Origin of the sequence: Acinetobacter sp. Tr-809, assembly GCF_011753255.1 — a bacterium.
GTDB lineage: Bacteria > Pseudomonadota > Gammaproteobacteria > Pseudomonadales > Moraxellaceae > Acinetobacter.
The window spans coordinates 1-18,212 of record NZ_VWVZ01000001.1 but is presented as its reverse complement, the minus strand read 5'-3'; the positions used below and the strand labels follow the sequence as shown (position 1 = coordinate 18,212).

At 40.2% G+C, this 18,212-nt stretch carries 16 protein-coding genes and 1 pseudogene; 10 read left to right on the top strand and 7 right to left on the bottom strand.

The features are described from left to right. Positions 1 to 25 precede the first annotated feature (25 nt). The 5 genes from F3J02_RS00085 to F3J02_RS00065 all read left to right on the top strand — a co-directional run bounded on the left by F3J02_RS00085 (position 26) and on the right by F3J02_RS00065 (position 4,492). Positions 26 to 685 carry a hypothetical protein gene (locus F3J02_RS00085; RefSeq protein WP_167246577.1) on the top strand — a complete coding sequence of 220 codons (660 nt, stop codon included), beginning with the start codon at positions 26 to 28 and terminating at the stop codon, positions 683 to 685. A gap of 154 nt (positions 686 to 839) precedes the next feature. Next, positions 840 to 1,982: a rod shape-determining protein RodA gene (rodA, locus tag F3J02_RS00080; RefSeq protein WP_167246575.1), complete on the top strand. Its 1,143-nt coding sequence runs from the start codon at positions 840 to 842 to the stop codon at positions 1,980 to 1,982. Between the two features lie 19 nt (positions 1,983 to 2,001). Continuing rightward, positions 2,002 to 3,003 (top strand): lytic murein transglycosylase B, encoded by a 1,002-nt coding sequence (gene mltB / locus F3J02_RS00075; RefSeq protein WP_167246573.1) that lies wholly within the window; start codon positions 2,002 to 2,004, stop codon positions 3,001 to 3,003. A gap of 289 nt (positions 3,004 to 3,292) precedes the next feature. Next, positions 3,293 to 3,904 carry a septal ring lytic transglycosylase RlpA family protein gene (locus F3J02_RS00070; RefSeq protein WP_005153835.1) on the top strand — a complete coding sequence of 204 codons (612 nt, stop codon included), beginning with the start codon at positions 3,293 to 3,295 and terminating at the stop codon, positions 3,902 to 3,904. Positions 3,905 to 4,039: 135 nt separating this feature from the next. Beyond that, positions 4,040 to 4,492 carry a DUF962 domain-containing protein gene (locus tag F3J02_RS00065; RefSeq protein ID WP_159883227.1) on the top strand — a complete coding sequence of 151 codons (453 nt, stop codon included), beginning with the start codon at positions 4,040 to 4,042 and terminating at the stop codon, positions 4,490 to 4,492. Positions 4,493 to 4,532: 40 nt separating this feature from the next. Here the strand turns inward: F3J02_RS00065 and F3J02_RS00060 are convergent, their stop codons facing one another. Further along, positions 4,533 to 5,000, bottom strand: coding sequence for a DUF3465 domain-containing protein (locus F3J02_RS00060; RefSeq protein ID WP_167246571.1), 468 nt, complete (start codon positions 4,998 to 5,000; stop codon positions 4,533 to 4,535). A 79-nt stretch (positions 5,001 to 5,079) separates the two neighbouring features. Then, positions 5,080 to 6,495, bottom strand: a complete 1,416-nt coding sequence (gene sthA / locus F3J02_RS00055) for a Si-specific NAD(P)(+) transhydrogenase (RefSeq protein WP_159883223.1) — start codon at positions 6,493 to 6,495, stop codon at positions 5,080 to 5,082. 189 nt (positions 6,496 to 6,684) lie between these two features. Here sthA and lipA point away from each other — a divergent pair, with 189 nt between their 5' ends. Next, positions 6,685 to 7,698, top strand: a complete 1,014-nt coding sequence (lipA, locus tag F3J02_RS00050; RefSeq protein WP_016539771.1) for a lipoyl synthase — start codon at positions 6,685 to 6,687, stop codon at positions 7,696 to 7,698. Positions 7,699 to 7,759: 61 nt separating this feature from the next. Here lipA and F3J02_RS00045 read toward each other — a convergent pair whose 3' ends face one another. Further along, positions 7,760 to 8,866, bottom strand: a complete 1,107-nt coding sequence (locus F3J02_RS00045) for a beta-ketoacyl-ACP synthase III (RefSeq protein WP_167246569.1) — start codon at positions 8,864 to 8,866, stop codon at positions 7,760 to 7,762. Positions 8,867 to 8,911: 45 nt separating this feature from the next. After that, a complete protein-coding gene (locus F3J02_RS00040; RefSeq protein WP_167246567.1) occupies positions 8,912 to 12,868 on the bottom strand; it encodes a DUF3418 domain-containing protein in 3,957 nt (1,318 codons plus the stop codon). 477 nt (positions 12,869 to 13,345) lie between these two features. Here F3J02_RS00040 and ahpC point away from each other — a divergent pair, with 477 nt between their 5' ends. Together ahpC and F3J02_RS00030 are read left to right on the top strand one after the other, a co-directional pair. After that, positions 13,346 to 13,909, top strand: coding sequence for an alkyl hydroperoxide reductase subunit C (gene ahpC / locus F3J02_RS00035; RefSeq protein WP_016539767.1), 564 nt, complete (start codon positions 13,346 to 13,348; stop codon positions 13,907 to 13,909). 253 nt (positions 13,910 to 14,162) lie between these two features. Beyond that, on the top strand, positions 14,163 to 14,372 hold the full coding sequence (locus F3J02_RS00030) for a KTSC domain-containing protein (protein ID WP_005204416.1): 210 nt from the start codon (positions 14,163 to 14,165) through the stop codon (positions 14,370 to 14,372). A gap of 52 nt (positions 14,373 to 14,424) precedes the next feature. Here F3J02_RS00030 and F3J02_RS00025 read toward each other — a convergent pair whose 3' ends face one another. Next, positions 14,425 to 15,618, bottom strand: coding sequence for an alkane 1-monooxygenase (locus F3J02_RS00025; protein WP_167246565.1), 1,194 nt, complete (start codon positions 15,616 to 15,618; stop codon positions 14,425 to 14,427). 122 nt (positions 15,619 to 15,740) lie between these two features. On the opposite strand from F3J02_RS00025, the gene F3J02_RS00020 reads away from it, so the two are divergent. Further along, the gene (locus F3J02_RS00020) at positions 15,741 to 16,790 is read left to right on the top strand and encodes a helix-turn-helix domain-containing protein (protein ID WP_167246563.1); all 1,050 of its coding nucleotides are present in this window, start codon (positions 15,741 to 15,743) and stop codon (positions 16,788 to 16,790) included. Here F3J02_RS00020 and F3J02_RS00015 read toward each other — a convergent pair. Together F3J02_RS00015 and F3J02_RS00010 are read right to left on the bottom strand one after the other, a co-directional pair. Next, positions 16,767 to 17,357: an O-methyltransferase gene (locus F3J02_RS00015; protein ID WP_167247825.1), complete on the bottom strand. Its 591-nt coding sequence runs from the start codon at positions 17,355 to 17,357 to the stop codon at positions 16,767 to 16,769. The two genes, F3J02_RS00020 and F3J02_RS00015, sit on opposite strands and share 24 nt — an antisense overlap. Before the next feature lie 40 nt (positions 17,358 to 17,397). Further along, positions 17,398 to 17,616, bottom strand: coding sequence for a DUF1653 domain-containing protein (locus F3J02_RS00010; RefSeq protein ID WP_167246561.1), 219 nt, complete (start codon positions 17,614 to 17,616; stop codon positions 17,398 to 17,400). A 229-nt stretch (positions 17,617 to 17,845) separates the two neighbouring features. Here F3J02_RS00010 and F3J02_RS00005 point away from each other — a divergent pair. Beyond that, positions 17,846 to 18,212: pseudogene (locus F3J02_RS00005) on the top strand (alkyl hydroperoxide reductase subunit F); the annotation flags it as partial.

Sequence of the window (18,212 nt, the reverse complement as noted above, 5' to 3'; positions counted from 1 at the left end):
AATTTGATATAGAGGACGTTCTTCAATGACCAGTTATTTCGGTATTCTTCCGTCAGCAAGTTTGAGTCAGGACATTCAACTTGCACAAGCCAATCGTGATAGTAAAGAGCCACAATACCCTTTACGTGACAAAATTTCTCTACAGCTTACCGATGAGTTAATTGACACCATGTTGGTTCACTTGGTTCAACAATTTCCACCAAGTGACAAACGAGATACCACCGAAGGACTTGCGATTAAAATTCGCGGCATTGTTGAAACCTTAATGAAACAGCTTCTCGGCAAGGCACCAAATGAACAAGTCCTTGAATCATTAGCATTCATGGAAAAGAGCTTGTTCATTGATAATGAAGGTAAACAACGTATCGGTACAGTATTACCAGATAGCCTTGTGACTGAAATGAAAAAAAGCTTTGCTGAAGTTGCAGCTGGAAACGGTAAAGAACAACGTGATGCTTTAACAAAACAGTTTAAAACTTTTGCTGATGCCTTGATCCACCACTTTATGACAGAGTTCAACAAGACACTTGGTCTAGGTATGGTGAAACGTGGCGTTGCCAGTGTAGCAACCAGTGGTGTTGAAACTGCTGTTCATATCGTGATTAAGAAGCTTATCCCAAGCTTAAGCCAAGTTGAACTCGAAGTCTTTACCAAGCACTTCGATCAGTTGTTGGTACAAAAATAAGCTTTGACTAATCAGAAAGCGACGATTGTAAAATCGTCGCTTTTTTTATGCCAAATTAATCTCTTATAAATGTCACAATTTCTAAATTTGCATTGTCTAAATCAGCGTTTATGTTAGCATTCGCGAAGCATTGATTTACCTGATTTAGAATCGCATGTCTCCAAGCCCGCAATACAAATTTTTACGTCAAGCACCTCGTGATGGCTTGAGTACTGCCAATCAGCCTTCTCGTTGGCAACAACTGCATATCGACCCATGGCTTTGTCTATTTCTGATTCTCAATGCCATTCTGGGGCTCACAGTCCTATATAGTGCATCTGCACAAGACGTTGGGCTTGTAAGTAAACAAGCCATGAGCTTTGGTATCGGTTTCGTGGTCATGTTTAGTTTGGCGCAGATCCCTCCAAAAGTGTATCAGGCCTTTTCACCGTACTTTTATGTTTTCGGTGTACTGTCGCTGCTTGCAGTGGTGATTTTTGGTGAAGTTCGCATGGGTGCACAACGTTGGATCGACATCCCCGGCTTTGGTAGCGTACAACCCAGTGAGTTTATGAAAATTGGTATGCCAATGATGGTGGCTTGGTTCTTGTCGCGCAAAGCCTTACCTCCGAGCTTCTCACAAGTTATTCTGTCTTTATTGCTCATTGTTGTACCTTTTTTACTTATTGCAGAACAGCCCGACTTAGGCACCTCATTATTGGTACTTGCCAGTGGTATTTTCGTGCTATTTCTTAGCGGATTGTCTTGGAAGTTAATTGCGGGTGCAGCAGGTGTAGCGGGCATTATCATTCCAATTGCGTGGGAATTTTTACTGCACGACTATCAACGCCAACGTGTTTTAACTTTATTTAATCCAGAAGCCGATGCACTCGGAACAGGTTGGAATATTATTCAATCTAAAACTGCAATCGGCTCTGGTGGTTTTTCAGGTAAAGGTTTCTTAGAGGGAACTCAATCCCACCTACACTTTTTACCTGAAGGTCATACCGACTTTATTATTGCAGCCTATTCAGAAGAGTTTGGCCTAATTGGTGTCACCTTACTTATTCTTCTGTATTGCGCGATCATTTTTAGAACATTCCAAATCGGCTTACAAAGCTTCCATAACTATGGTCGTTTGGTTGCTGGTGCATTTGGTTTGTCATTTTTTGTTTATGTATTTGTAAATGCAGGCATGGTCAGTGGTATTTTACCTGTAGTAGGTGTGCCTTTGCCGTTCATGAGTTATGGCGGAACTGCAATTATTACCCTTATGTCAACTTTTGGACTGGTTATGTCTATTCATACACATCGATAATGAGGAATTTTATAAACTTATGTTTCTTCCTACTTTGAATAAAACTTTTAAATTTTTAACTTTAAGCGCTGGTTTATTCTTGAGCAGTAATTGGGCACAAGCAAATGAATTTTATAATCATCCTAATTACTTTGCGTTCAAACAAAAGGCAATGACAACCTATGGCTTAAGCAGCGAACAAATCGATACTGCGATGAGTGGTGCGCGTAACTTACCCAATATTTTGAACATCATGACCCGCCCAGGTGAAAGTAAACCTTGGTATCAATACCGCTCAATGTTTTTAGTTGAAGGCACTATTCAACGTGGTGCGCGTTTTAAGAGCCAATATGAAGATGTACTTAATCGTGCTGAACAGCAGTACGGTGTGCCTAAATCAGTGATTCTCGGTATTTTAGGCGTAGAAACGGGTTATGGTGCCAATAAAGGCTCTTTCATCACCAGAGACGCCCTAGCAACGCTTGCCTTTGGTTACCCACGTCGTGCTGACTATTTTAGTGATGAATTAGCGGCGTTGATTTCATGGACATATAAAGAAGGCTATCCTACCAACAGTATTGTAGGCTCCTATGCGGGCGCAATTGGTTACCCGCAATTCATGCCAAGTAATATTCAAAAACTAGGTGTGGATTACGATGGCAATGGTCATATTGATTTAAGAAACTCTGCGGCAGATGCAATCGGTTCAATTGCCAACTATTTAGCTCAACATGGCTGGGAACGTGATCGTCCTATTGGCTTCCCTGCTCGCTACTTAGGTAATAACCCTGATAGCGTTATTGCCAAGGATTTAACTCAACCAGTCCCTTATGGTGAATTAAAGAAATTAGGTGTCGCCCCAATTGACCCTTTGGTAAAAATTGATGATCTTGATTTAGTCAATGTCATTCAATTACAAGATCAATTTGGTCCAATTTACTATATTACTTATCCAAATTTCCAAGTAATTACGACCTACAATAAGAGCCGCATGTATGCAACTGCTGTATGGTTATTAGGCACAGAAGTAGCTAGCCGATAGGCTAGCTTTTTTACAACATTATGAAAAGTCAATAAATTTTTTATTAAAAAAGTATACACAATAAGCAAATTTCATAAATTGTTACAATATTGATTATTTTTTGATCCGAAACTGTAAGTTTTTGCCCTTTTTGTAACTATTTATCGTTAAGGACTAGACACACTTCGTAAGTGATGAATATTATCGCCGCAAGATTAAAGTAATTGCAAAAGTGAATAATTAGACATGTGCACTATATTTCAAGGTGTTTTATTGAAATAGAAAAGCATGTTCTCTAGGAGTTTATACAATGCAGTTTTCGCTAAAATATATTCTAGCGCTGACGGCAGGCTTAAGTTTAAGCCCGTTACATGCTGAAATGGTACAGTCTTCATCATTAACAAATGATGTGGAAGGTTCTAATTTGGCTGCCCGCGTACTAAGCAAAGATTCTCAAAATTTTAATTCTCGTTTTTCAAACGTTAATAGTCTTTCAATCACTGAGAGTTCAGGTGACAAAGTTCGTCGCCAAACGATCGCTGCTAAGATCGATATCCCAGCAGAAGAGCCTTCAGTGATTGAAAAACTGAATACTGTTGCTTCGAACACCGTTCGTAAATTCAGCCAAAATGGCGTTGCATCATGGTATGGTCGTCAATTCCATGGTCGCAAAACAGCAAGCGGTGAAACATTCGATATGAATGCTATGACTGCTGCACACCGTAGCCTTCCTTTGAACTGTTATATCCGTGTGACAAACAAAGACAATGGTAAAAGTGTTGTTGTAAAAGTTAATGATCGTGGTCCATTCCATGGTAACCGTGTTCTAGACTTATCTTATGGTGCTGCAAAGCAACTTGGTATGTCTAGCTCAGGTACAGGTAATGTGAGCATTGAACGTGTAGATGGTCCTAATTCTTAATCATTAAGACCATTACAAAAAAGCCGCTTATTGCGGCTTTTTTATTTTTATCTATTACATTTGTTAATGCTTTACGCCCTATCCTATTCTTCGGTATATTGAATGAAGAAAAATGAATATCGCATGGAGAGCAATGTGAAGTCGATCGATGAATGGTTTGATGAATATAGTGACAGTCACCAAAACCAAACTAACAAAAAAATCCACTGGGTCTGTGTTCCTGCAATTCTATTTTCGATCATTGGTATTCTGGCACATTTTAGCACCCTGCTTACCGCACTATTGCTGGTTTTAACTTTAGTGTTTTATGCACGTTTGGATATTGTTTTAGCAGTGGCGATGGCGGCCCTATTAGCCGTTATGGCATGGCTAATTGTGATTCTACCTGTAGGTGTTGGATTCTATATCGGCGTTTTTGTGATTGCTTGGATCGGACAATTTTATGGGCATAAAGTTGAAGGAAAGAAACCTTCATTCTTTAAAGATTTACAATTCCTTCTGATTGGCCCTGTATGGTGCATGGACGCTTATTTAGCTAAAGTCCTACCTAAATGGAAAATTCGTCAAAAATCAGCGATTACAAGCTAATTTAGCGCACATCTTGCAAGCGACCAACCGAGGGAAACTCTTATTGATAGATTTTCCCTTGGTATTTCAACCAACCATCAATATGTTTTCCACGCGGATCATGATGAGTCCAATGAATGACACCGCCCTTTTGGCTATATTCATATTCGCCAAAAAACTCAACTGTATCGCCTTTTTTCAGTCCTTCGATTCTCGGGGCTAAATCAATGTTGTGTGCGATCAATACGGTTAAACCATTCTCCAGTTTGAGGATCATTTTTTGATGTCTTGAGCCTTCGTTGTCATCTGGCAAAATTGCTTTCACAACACCCTTTGCTTGGACTTGTACATTACTTCGTTGCTGTTGATAGGCCTGCATGATCTTGTGTTGATCATCTACAAACACATTGCTACTTATAGTCGGTGAATGACTATTTGTATTTTGTTTTTGCTTTAAATCAAAACCAAAATAAGCTGCGATCAACACAATAATCGTAATAATGATCAAATTATTTTTTTGAGTTTTCATACTTACCTTTGATTTAGTCCAAGATAGCAAAATGCCAATCGAGTTGATTGGCATTTTGATCATATCGTGTCTATGATATTTAGAACAAACGATTCATACCGTTCAACGCTGCAACACGATACGCCTCAGCCATGGTTGGATAGTTGAATGTTGTTTCCACGAAATACTTCAAAGTATTGTTTGGACTGTGCATCACCACTTGCCCAATGTGGATAATCTCTGCCGCATTGTTACCAAAACAATGGATACCCAATACTTCTAAAGTATCACGATGGAACAGAATCTTTAGTTCACCGACGGTATCACCGGTAATCTGTGCACGTGCCAGATGACGGAAAGATGCTTGCCCCACTTCATAAGGCACTTTCTCTTCAGTTAACTCTTGCTCGGTCTTACCAATCGAGGAAATCTCAGGAATGGTATAAATACCTGTCGGCACATCACGGATCGGCTTCACATTTTTCTCACCAACCATGTTTGCACCCGCGCAACGGCCTTGGTCATACGCTGCTGACGCCAATGATGGCCAACCAATCACATCACCTGCCGCATAAATATTTTCAGCTTCAGTTTGATATTGATCATTGACCATCAACTGACCACGGCCATTCGGCACTAAGCCCACATTTTCCAAACCTAGACCATCGGTATTCCCTGAGCGGCCATTACACCATAAGATCGCATCTGCCTTGATCTTCTTACCGCTGAGCAAATGCAAGACCACGTGATCATCAAAGGTTTCTAAACGATCTATTTGCTCATTGTGACGAATCAATACACCTTGTTCACGCAAGTGATATGACAATGCATCGGCAATTTCATCATCAAGGTAGCTTAAAAGCTTTTGCTGGGTATTGATCAAATCAACTTTATGATCAAGTCCGATAAAAATAGAAGCGTATTCACAACCAATTACGCCCGCACCATAAATGATGATTTTTTGGATTGAATAATCAAGATCAAGGATCTTGTCCGAATCAAATACGCGCGGATGATTGAAATCTAAACCTTTCGGTTGGTATGGACGACTGCCTGTTGCAATCACGATTTGTTTGCAAATGATGGTGTCTTTAATGCCATCCTGACCGAAAATCAATACGGTGTTTTTATCTTGGATATATGCGCGACCGTGGAAAACTTCGATTTTATTACGGTCATAAAAACGTGTATGCGTATCGACTTGCTGTTGAATGACTTTATGCGCATTGCGGAGTACCTGTTTCATGGTGAATTGTTTCCACTCACCTACTTTTTGAAACATTGGGTCACGCTGATAACGAATAATACTTGAAACCGTTTGACGTAATGCCTTACTTGGAATTGTTCCTACGTGTGCACAGTTACCACCGAGTTGATCACGAACATCAACGATTGCAACACGTTTACCTGCTTTTGCAAGCTTCATTGCCGCGCCTTCGCCAGCTGGGCCAGAACCGAGAATTACTGCATCATATTTAACAATATTCCCACCAACGACCTCTTTCTTACGTGGCATTCAAAGCTCCTTTATTTCTTAACCGTTTTGCTATGTATATGATAACCAATATGCAGCCAGATGATGTATTTCACAACTATATATTTTTATATATTTACATTTTCAAAATGAATACCACTTTTCATGCTTTATTACGGTAAATTTGACTATAATAACGGGATATCTCAAGTCAAAGGCTGTAGAACTTATATGTCTGAACACCGTAAACCTGAACAGGGTATAAAACTTCGTGGCGCGGAAAAAGTCGCGAGAATTCCTGTAAAAGTTATCCCTACGGTTGAAGTACCTCGCAAACCTGACTGGATTCGAGTCAAGATGACAGCTCCAGAAGAAGTTCAGCGTATCAAAACAACCTTGCGCTCGCAAAAACTACATACCGTATGTGAAGAAGCTGCCTGCCCTAACCTGCCTGAATGTTTCGGTGGTGGTACAGCAACCTTTATGATCATGGGTGATATCTGTACTCGTCGCTGTCCGTTCTGTGACGTTGCACATGGTCGTCCAAATGCTCTAGATCCAGATGAACCTCGCCACATGGCAGAAACCATTTCCAATCTAGGTCTAAAATATGCCGTGATTACCTCGGTTGACCGGGATGATTTGCTAGATGGTGGTGCTCAACACTTCGTTGACTGTATCAAAGAAGCTCGTGCATTAAGCCCAAAAACCTTATTGGAAATTTTGGTACCTGACTTCCGTGGTCGTATGGATATTGCCTTACGCATCATGACTGAATGTCCGCCTGATGTGTTCAACCACAACATTGAAACTGTGCCACGTTTATATAAAGCGATGCGTCCAGGTTCTGATTATCAGCACTCTTTAACCTTGTTAAAAATGTTTAAAGAATACTGCCCTGATGTACCAACCAAATGTGGTTTGATGGTTGGTATCGGTGAAACTGAAGAAGAAGTGATTGCATTGCTAGATGATCTTCGTGCACATGATGTTGACTACATTACCATTGGTCAATATCTACAGCCGTCTAAACAACATGCACCGATTGACCGCTTTGTAACGCCAGAAGAGTTTGAGCGTTATGCAGAACATGGCCGTAAACTTGGTTTTAGAAATATCTGGTCTGCACCAATGGTTCGCTCAAGCTACTTTGCTGATCGCCAATACCATGGTGAACCTGTTCCAGCAGTACGTCGTAAAGTTGATCCTGCCAAGAAAATTGCAGTTCAAGCGATTGAAGCTTAGTTTTTCAGTTGGCGATAAAAAACACCACAATTGTGGTGTTTTTTATAATTAAAACAAAAGCTTAAGCAATATGCTTTTGCACTACAATCGAACCGACAGAATAACCCGCACCGAATGAAGAAATCACTGCATACTCACCATCATTGACCTGCTCACCAGTACGATGCATTGCGATAATGACGCCTGCAGATGAGGTATTAGCAAACTCATCCAAAATGATCGGGGCACGTGCTAAGTCAGCCTCTTTACCGACAACCAATTTCAAAATCAGTTCATTCATATTGGCATTGGCTTGGTGTAACCAGAAGCGTTTGATTTGCTCTGCAGTTAATTCCAGCTTTTCCAATTGTGCGGTAATGATTTTCGCAACTAATGGGCATACTTCTTTAAAGACTTTACGACCGTCTTGACGGAATAACTTGTCGTCTACAACCGCATCTTCACTACGGTTTAAGAAACCAAAGTTATTACGGATATTATTTGAGAACTGAGTAAACAAATGGATATCTAGGATTTCATAACCAGATTTAGTTTCAGTTTCTTCAATGATCGATGCCGTCGCAACATCACCAAAAATAAAGTGCGCATCACGAGTACGGTAGTCCAAATGACCCGATGTAATTTCAACATTGAGCAATAACACACGACCAGCGCCACATTTCACAGCGTCATAGGCTTGCTTCAAACCAAACGTTGCAGCAGAACATGCTACGTTCATGTCATAGGCATAGCCTTGAATGCCCAATGCTGACTGGATTTCAATCGCAACTGCTGGGTAGGCACGTTGCATATTTGAACATGCCAAAATTACAACATCGATATCTTCTGCGGTAACACCTGCATTTTCCATCGCTTGCTTAGCAGCAATAACGCCCCACTCCGCTTGAAGTGAAAGTTCATCATTACTTCGCTCTTGCAAACGTGGGCGCAAACGTGTCGGATCAAGAATACCTGATTTTTCGACCACATAGCGGCGTTGAATACCCGATGCTTTCTCGATAAATTCAGGGCTTGAACCGCGAAGGGCTTCAATTTCACCAGCTTCAATTTGCGCTGCGTTATCTTGGTTATACTGTTCTACATAAGCATTTAAACTTTCAACCAATTCTTCATTGGAAATAGATTCGGTTGGATGGAATAAACCTGTACCTGTTATACGGATGCCCATGTAAAACTCCTGTAAAGAATGCTTCTAACTTTCATATTTCTCAGTTTAACCGATTGCTAATCGATCCCATAGTTTTTGTAATCTAGTTGGTGAAATAGGCAGCTTTGTTTTCATCGGTTGAGAAAACAAAGAAATTCTGAATTCTTCCAACATCAAATACAGTTCTTTGATTTTAGGATCATTTTTAAATTTAAAAACTTTGTCCATCCATGGATCGACTTCATCAATTGCAGCAAGGTCTCGTTGTAGATTATTGGGCAAACGATCTAAACGCAATAGCAGCGCTTTCAAATAACGCGGATATTCCTGCCAAATTTCAGCAGGACGACTATATACAAAGTTTGCTAATGACATTAAATCAAGTTGATCTTCAATATCATCTACACTTCGACCAAAAATCGTTTGATCTAAAACCAATAGTTCACGGCGAATCTGCTGCCATTGGGTAAATATTTCAGTTAAATCATTTAATGTCTGTTGACCATTTGCTAAAAATTTCTTTTTAGTTTCGGTCAACAGTTGTTGAAACTCAGCCGCATTTTTAGGTAATTCTTGAATTGAAACTTGCAAAGTTGCATAGACCAGCATTTGTTCAAGCTTGGCACGATCACCCAGTGGTGAATAGGCTAAAGCCAATGGCTTGGAAATTTGCTTTTTCAATTGACGAATTAAATCACCCAATTGCATATGCACCAGACGAATCACCCCTTCACGATGCTGCTTAATTGCTTCATCTTGATCATTAAAGGTTTGAATCACTACACCCGACTCGTCTTTGGCTTCAAGCTCAGCAAATAACTTGGTTGGTACCAGCGCTTGGTATTGCTTGATGACAACGCCTGTTACTTTCTGCGATGCTTCAAACACAAAATTTTCAGGGAAAGTCTGGAACTCACCTTGTTGCTGTTTCACTGGACGATGAGTTTCAACACGACAACGTGCTTTTAACTCGTCCAGATCACGCCCTTGTGCGATCAACTTGCCTTTTTCATCAACGACTTTAATAAACGGTATCAGATACTGATCAATGCGTTCAAAAGAAAAATCTTTTTCCGTAATCTGCTCACCGCGTAAAGCAAACGCCAAGTAACTAAATAAATGCTCGCGCAAATGCACGGCATCAATCCCCTGCATGAGCTTTTTCGCGGTATCAGGTATCGGTACCAAATTGCGACGTTTGTCTTTTGGCAGTGCTTTCAATAAAGCTTCAATTAAATCCTGACGCCACCCTGGAATCCCCCATGACCATTGCTTTTCATCCACTTGTGGTAAAGCCTGCACAGGTATTTTAACTGTCGCCCCATCTTCATCATGGCTTGGATCAAAACGATAGCTGGCAGCCAAACGCAATTGTCCATTATGCAAATAATCTGGGAATTGTTGCGTCGTTGGACGATCATTCATCCATAACGCATCATCATCTACAAATAAATGACGTGGGTTTTCAGCCTCTAACGTGGCACGCCAATCTTCAAAACTGCTGCGACTGGCAATTTCTTCTGAAACCTTCCCTGCATAGAACTGGTAAATGGTTTCTTCATCCACCACCAAGTCACGACGGCGTAATTTATCTTCAACCCGTTCAACTTCTTCAAGTTTGAGCAGGTTATGTTTTAAAAATGGTGGGGTAATACCTAAATTACCTGTCGTTAAGGCATCGCGTAAAAAGATTTCATGCGCAGCAGGTTGGTCTACTTTTTCAAAATTGATTAATCTTTTCGGTTCAATAATCAAACCAAACAGAGAAATCTGCGCATAAGCATTAACAATACCTGCTTTTTTCGACCAATGTGGTTCAAAATAGTGATATTTCAATAAGTCCCGTGCGGCCAATAGAATCCATTCTGGATCAATTTTTGCCAAAGTCCGTAAATACACCTGCGAGGTTTCCACCATCTCAAATGCCATAACCCAAGCGGTATTGGTCTTGTGTAAGGTACTCGCAGGAAAAACTTTGGCCTTCTGCTGGCGCACCGCCATAAAAGTATTACGTTCGTCTGTTTTATTGGCGATAAATGAAAGCAAACCAGTTAACAGCGCACGGTGTAAGTTTTCATAATTGGCTGATTTTTCATTAAAACTGAGTTTTAAACCTTCTGCCAATTCAACCAATTGCTGATGGGTTTGTTTCCATTCACGAAGACGCAACCAACTTAAAAAGTGCTGGCGTGCAAATTGACGACGCTTATTTTCAGTTTGTGTTTCAGGACTGGTTTGCAGCGTATTCCAAAGTTTTAAATAAAATAAAAAGTCTGAGTCTGCTTCTTTAAACAATGCATGTTTTTGATCTGCCTGCATTTGCTTGTCTGCAGGACGTTCACGTGGATCTTGAATAGCCAAAGCACTGACAATAATCAAGGTTTCTTTGAGCACACCAAAATGAGCCCCACCCACCAACATACGCGCCAAACGTGGGTCAATCGGCATACGCGCCATCATTTGACCGACTTTGGTTAAGCTATCTCGACTTCCCCCTTTAGTAAAGGGGGATTGAGGGGGATTATCTATAGATGAATCTCCCTTGCGGAACATCGTTTGTTCCTCACCTCTTTGAGAAAGAGGGGCTTTTTTCTCTGTTAACGCACCCAACTCAACCAAGAGTTTACGTCCGTCATTGACCAAACGGAAATCTGGCGGCTCAATAAAATCAAAATCTTCTAGATTGCCTAAACCTAAGCTTTGCATTTGCAAAATAACAGAAGCCAAGTTGGTTCGCTTAATCTCAGGTTCAGTAAATTCAGGACGACTTAAAAAGTCTTCTTCACTGTATAGACGAATACATACACCAGCAGCAATACGACCACAGCGGCCTTTACGCTGATTGGCTGCAGCTTGTGAAATTGCTTCAATCGGTAAACGCTGTACCCGTGAGCGGTAGTTATAACGCGAAATACGAGCAAAACCACTGTCAATCACATAGCGAATATTCGGAACAGTCAGTGCTGTTTCTGCTACGTTGGTGGCAATAATAATGCGTCGACCTTTACCACCTGGACTAAAGATCTTTTGCTGTTCCGCTAGAGCTAAACGGGCATATAAAGGCAATACCTCAGTATGACGAGGACCATATTTTTGCAGCGTTTCCTGCAATTCACGAATTTCTTGTTCAGTGCTAGCAAAAATTAAAATATCCGCATATTCAGGATGACCTTTTGCTTCAGCATCAGCAAAACACTCTTCTACTGCTTGTACTACAGCACGCGGTAAATTTTCTTCGAAATCATCAAACTCGTCATCATCACTACCGACAATGCTCAGCTCAGAAATCGGGCGATAACGCAGCTCGACAGGAAAGCTACGGCCTTCTACTTCAAAAATAGGCGCATCATAAAAATATTGGCTAAATCGGTTTACGTCCAGAGTCGCTGAAGTCACGATGACTTTTAAATCAGGACGCTTTGGCAAAAGCTGCTTGAGATATCCCATGATGAAGTCAATATTGAGTGAACGTTCATGTGCTTCATCAATAATGATCGTATCGTATTTTGATAAAAAACGGTCATTGGTCAATTCAGCCAACAAAATACCATCGGTCATCAAACGGACGATTGAGTCTTGTGAACCTTGCTCATTAAAACGGATTTTAAAGCCAATTGATTCGCCAAGCTTCTCACCCACCTCTTCAGCAATACGTTGCGAAACACTTCGTGCAGCCAGTCGACGTGGCTGAGTATGACCAATCATCCCAGTGAGTCCACGACCTGCCAGCATCGCGATTTGTGGGAGCTGTGTGGTTTTACCAGAACCCGTTTCACCAGCAACAATAATGACTTGATGCTTTTGAATTGCCGCAATTAAACGATCTGCGTATTGAGTGACAGGCAGGTCTTGATTCAGCTTGATCTTGGGAATACGCGCTAAGCGTTGTTTGACTTTATGGTTAGACTGTTCAAATAGTTTTTCAATTTCTGCTGTTTCTGTTTTTTTATCTTTGCGCAGTCGATTTAAACGGTGACGGTCACGTGCCATAACCAATTGATCTACATTTAAATGACTCTGCACTGAACAGCTTTCCTGAAAAATAAAATAATCGGCTATTTTACGCCTTAAGCCCTTGCTATGCAAAGAAAGCTTTTCATTCTCTTCGCGACAGAATGCAAAACTTAGCTTATTTAGCCCATACCTCTTTTTATTCCCTGATCGTTTTACACAGACATCCGATGTAGAAAATTTAATCGTATATCTTGGTTTTTTATATATTTTTATCTTTTTTCAATTTTACCCTTGAATTTTGCTGACGTAGACTTCATGTTGTTATGCACATTAGTTTTGGATATTTTGTCATTTTTACTTCATCTCTATGCGGTCAAATAAGACAGATATCCTTGGGTGAAAGTCGTTCCAGATTGAGTTATTCAATTTTCCGATTTTAGTCATGTAAAAATACTATTTCCCCAATAACTAAAAATTATTTATTCTTGACCTCGTAAACAAGTAAGGCGTTAGCCTCTCAATAAAACCTCAATCATGGAGACAATGATGAGCTTAATTAATACTGAAGTTAAACCATTTAAAGCAACTGCGTACCACAACGGTCAATTTGTTGACGTATCTGAAGCTGATCTTAAAGGCAAATGGTCTGTTGTATTCTTCTACCCAGCTGACTTCACTTTTGTATGTCCAACTGAGTTAGGCGACCTTGCTGACAACTATGCTGAATTCCAAAAATTAGGCGTTGAAATCTATGGCGTGTCTACTGACACTCACTTCACGCACAAAGCGTGGCACGACACTTCAGAAGTTATTGGTAAAATCCAATATCCATTGATCGGTGACCCAACTTGGACACTTTCTAAAAACTTCGAAGTATTAATCGAAGCTGCTGGTCTTGCTGACCGTGGTACTTTCGTAATCGATCCAGAAGGCAAAATCCAAATCGTTGAAATCAACGCTGGTGGTATCGGTCGTGATGCATCTGAACTTCTTCGTAAAGTTAAAGCTGCTCAATATGTTCACGCTCACCCAGGTGAAGTATGCCCAGCTAAATGGAAAGAAGGCGAAGCTACGCTTGCTCCATCTATCGACTTAGTTGGTAAAATCTAATTATTTAGATTAGACCACTCGGTTTGAAACCACCCTTTTTAGGGTGGTTTTTTTATTGAGAATTTTGATCAATCCAAGCCCTATTTCACACCCAAAATTTATAGCTAATTTTTTACAATTCTTATACTTATAAATTTATAGCCAGCTTCATTTATGAATTGTCAGACGGTTTCAGTTGGAGTACTGTCAAACAATAGAACACCAGAGTTGTTAACCATGTACTAAAAGATCAAATCAAAATGGGGACGAATATATGGAAAAACCAGTTGTTGTAACCTCTTGGAAATATGATGTTTCTTCACGCTATTTAAAAATTTTCTATAGCAATGGCTCAGGTGAGCTTTATCATCCCGTTCCAGAGTTTATCTACAATAATTTACTTCGCACCAACGATAAAACCGCCTTTGTGCATAAATATCTTGAGTTTGATCTGCATTTTAAACGACTCTGTATTTCAGCCTAATCATAAAAAATCAGCCCGATTGGGCTGATTTTCGTTGTATTTAGCTTAAGCTTTAAGCAGCATCTTGCTGTTCAGCATATTTCTCCAACATCTTCTGTTTAGCCTCAGGATAGACATTAATTCTGTCTAAGTTGCCTTTATAGTGTTGCACCACTCGATCATCCATGATTTTTGACCACCACGATGGAATAAATGCAGGCAAAATCATGGCACCATAACCAGCAGGTAATTGTGGCGCATCCTCAAAATGACGCAAAGTTTGGAAGCTTCGGGTCGGGTTAGCATGATGATCTGAATGACGTTGTAATTGATACAAGAACAAATTAGTCACGACATTATTATTGTTCCAGCTATGCTCTGGCAAAGTCCGTTCATATTGGCCATTTTCTTTCTTTGCACGCTTTAAACCATAATGTTCAATATAATTTACTGATTCAAACAAAGTAATCGCATAAGCCGCTTGCGTGACTTGGAACGGGACTGAACGCATACCAAACTTACTAAACATAGCAGCATGATATACAGCTGACATTGCCCAACCATGAATTAACTCATTTTCCTTACAGAAGAAAGGTAGTTTTTTACGTTCTAAACGGTTTTTCTCAATTTCGATCGCAGATTTAAAGCTACCAATCACAGTACGCGGTAAAAACTTCCAAAAGCTTTCGCCAAATTGTGAAGATGCTGGATCTTCAGGTGTTGCAACTCGACGGTGGTGTCCATACGGGTGTTCAATTCGGAAATGGTTATAACCCGATGGTGCTAAAGCCAAATGCGACAAATAATGTTCTAAACGTCCTGTCTTATGGCTGAGTTCATGTGCAGTATTAATGGCAATTCCATTGACCATTCCTACTAAGGTTCCCAATAACACTTGATCTGCAACTGGCGTATCTTTACGACTGGCTAAATAAGCCCCATAAATATTGGTCGCGTATTGTAAAGGAATAAAAAGTTTAACAATTCGAGCGTAATACGGATCAGCTTCTAAATCCGCGATTGCATCTAATGGTGGATTTTCAGTGTCTTCACCAATCAATTTATCCAATGTCGGAATAACGCCATGAATAAATAATGGTCCAAATGAAGCAAAGAATTTTTTCGTTTTTTTAGGACCAAACTGATAGCCCGCCAAGCCCCCCATTGCAATGGTTGGTACAGCCAAACCTAATAGCCATAAATGACGTTTTTTATCCTTAAATGTTGTTGTCGCTTGCTCGACATCTAGTTGACTATGCATATTCATTAGAAACTCCTCAATCAAACACAAAATGTTTTGCTTGAATTGATTGTGTTCCTTCGCCGCTCCTCTATATTATCATTTTAAGACTTGCTATTATCATTTTAAGACTTTACTGAGTTTTTCTTGTGCAAAAGCAACAGATCCCGGTTATTCCATCACGTTATTATTTGCGCCTGATTGAAATTTTAATCAGCACGCATCAATACGATAATGATTTGTTGATGGCTGTGCAGCAAGAACTGGCAAAAACAGAATTATTATCGATTCAGCAAATTGAACAATTCATTGAGATTGGTTTAAGTCTGCCCAATACCCAAGACTTGGCCTTTGAACTGGGTAAAAATATCAAGCTCAGCTCACATAGTCTCGTCGGCTATGCACTCATGACCAGTCCTAATCTGGAACATGCATTAAGATTAATCGCCCAGTACTTTAGACTGATTATGCCAAGCTTTAAGCTCAGCATTCAGTTTCCAACAGGCTCACAAAAGGTTGAACTGCTATTTGAACCAATTTTGCAGATGAATAAGCAATGCTTGGCCTTTCATATTGAAGCGATTGCCGTAGCGTTCTACTACAGCCTATTAGAATTGGCAGGTCAGCAATTACAACGCTACCAAGTCTATTTAAGTGTTCCAGAGCCAAGCTACCAAGAACGTTATTTAGCCTTGGTGAAAGCCAATTTCCATTTTAACTATACTTGGCTTTCTGGTATCCGCGTGGTGATTGATCAGCAGCAATTGGCACTACCCTTACCTTTGGCAGATGCACATAGTTTAAAAATAGTTGAACAACGCTGTCAGGAACAAATTCAGAAAATCTACCATCAAGGTGAAATTGTAGAATGGATCAGCATGATGCTTAGACAAGCGAATCAAGTGCCAACCTTAACTGAATGCGCCAAAGTCTTAAACATTTCCACCAAAACCTTACAACGCTATTTACAGCAACATGGCGTTGAATTTCAAGCTTTAAAGCAGCAGATCAGTACCGAGCGTGCGATTGAGTTATTAGAAAACTCTAGCTTCACCATTACCCATATTGCCTATGAACTCGGTTATTCCAATCCTGCCAATTTCACCCGTGCATTTAATAAAGTGATTGGCTGCAGCCCTCAAGCCTATCGACTACACCATCAAAGTAAAATCAATTCACTTCAACACCACCATACATAAACCTGCACCGATCGGCAGAATGGTGCTCATGTAATCTTCATCATCTTTAATCAGTTCGAGGAATTCCTTCACTTCTGCTGCATGAGAAATCACATTATCAACAATCAAGGTACTTCCCGAAGACTGCAATAAACGCTTTAAGTCTTGCCAGTAGCTCACATAGCTACCACGTTCCGCATCCAGCAGAATCAGATCATAAGGTTCAGTTGCTTGGGCTAGATAATTTGCAGCATCACCCACCCAAAAATTAATAAACGGCTCTAAGCCAAATTCTTCCGCATATTTTCGCGCTTGAGCACTACGAAAAGCATTAATCTCGAGGGTTTTCACCTTAGCATCACCTACGGCTTTTGCTGCTTCAGCCAGCCAAAGTGTCGAATAACCTGTGGAGGTTCCTATCTCGAGAATTTCTTTTGATTGTTGGGTACGGACTAACATACCAAGTAGCTTTGCAGATTCCGCTTCAATATTACGGTAACGTCTTAAACGATCAGACTGGCGAGCATCGTGTTGTTTAAACTCATCATATAAATCAGAAATACGTTGTAAAAATACAGTGCTGGTCATGCCTGATCCTCCAAGTGCGTACATTAAAAGCGCATTGAGCTTAAGTCGTTTGTATCAATTTAAAACGCGGTAGAATTTGACCACCTTCAAGCTGAACAGTTTCGGTAAACATACCTAATGGGCGTACCCACATTGAGTAATCACCATACAAGCATTGATATACCACCAATTCTTCTTCCGTTTCACTATGACGAGCCACGTTAAACACTTGATACAATTGACCTTTATAGTGTTGATAGATACCGCGTTGTAACGCCATATTTCTTACCCTTTATTTATGCCATGAAATGATTGCAGTTATATAACAACTTTGATTGTACTCAAATTTTTACTGAAAGATATGTTCAAAATTTGGCAACAGCATTGAAATTCAAAAAACCGATCAAATTTATAAAAACATACTGTTTTACCTATTCAGTGCTTTTGCGTACTATAGCCTCATTGAATGAATTTAGCTGATTTAAAAGTCTTAGCGTTTGGAGAAATACATGTTAGATCAAAATATTAAAACTCAATTAAAAGCTTACTTAGAACGTTTAGAAAGTCCAATCGAGTTGGTTGCTGCTTTAGATGACTCGGACAAAGCTGCAAAAATCAAAGAACTCGTGACTGAAATTGCTGAACTTTCTGATCAAGTTACGGCGCGTTTTGACGGTTCAAACGCTCGCCGTCCTAGTTTCGGTGTGGCTAAAGCAGGTGAACAACCACGTGTGTTCTTTGCTGGCTTGCCGATGGGACATGAGTTTACTTCTTTGATCTTGGCATTATTACAAGTGTCTGGTTATGCACCTAAAGTATCTGATGAAGTACTCACTCAGATCAAAGGCTTAAACTTAAGCGCGAACTTTGATGTGT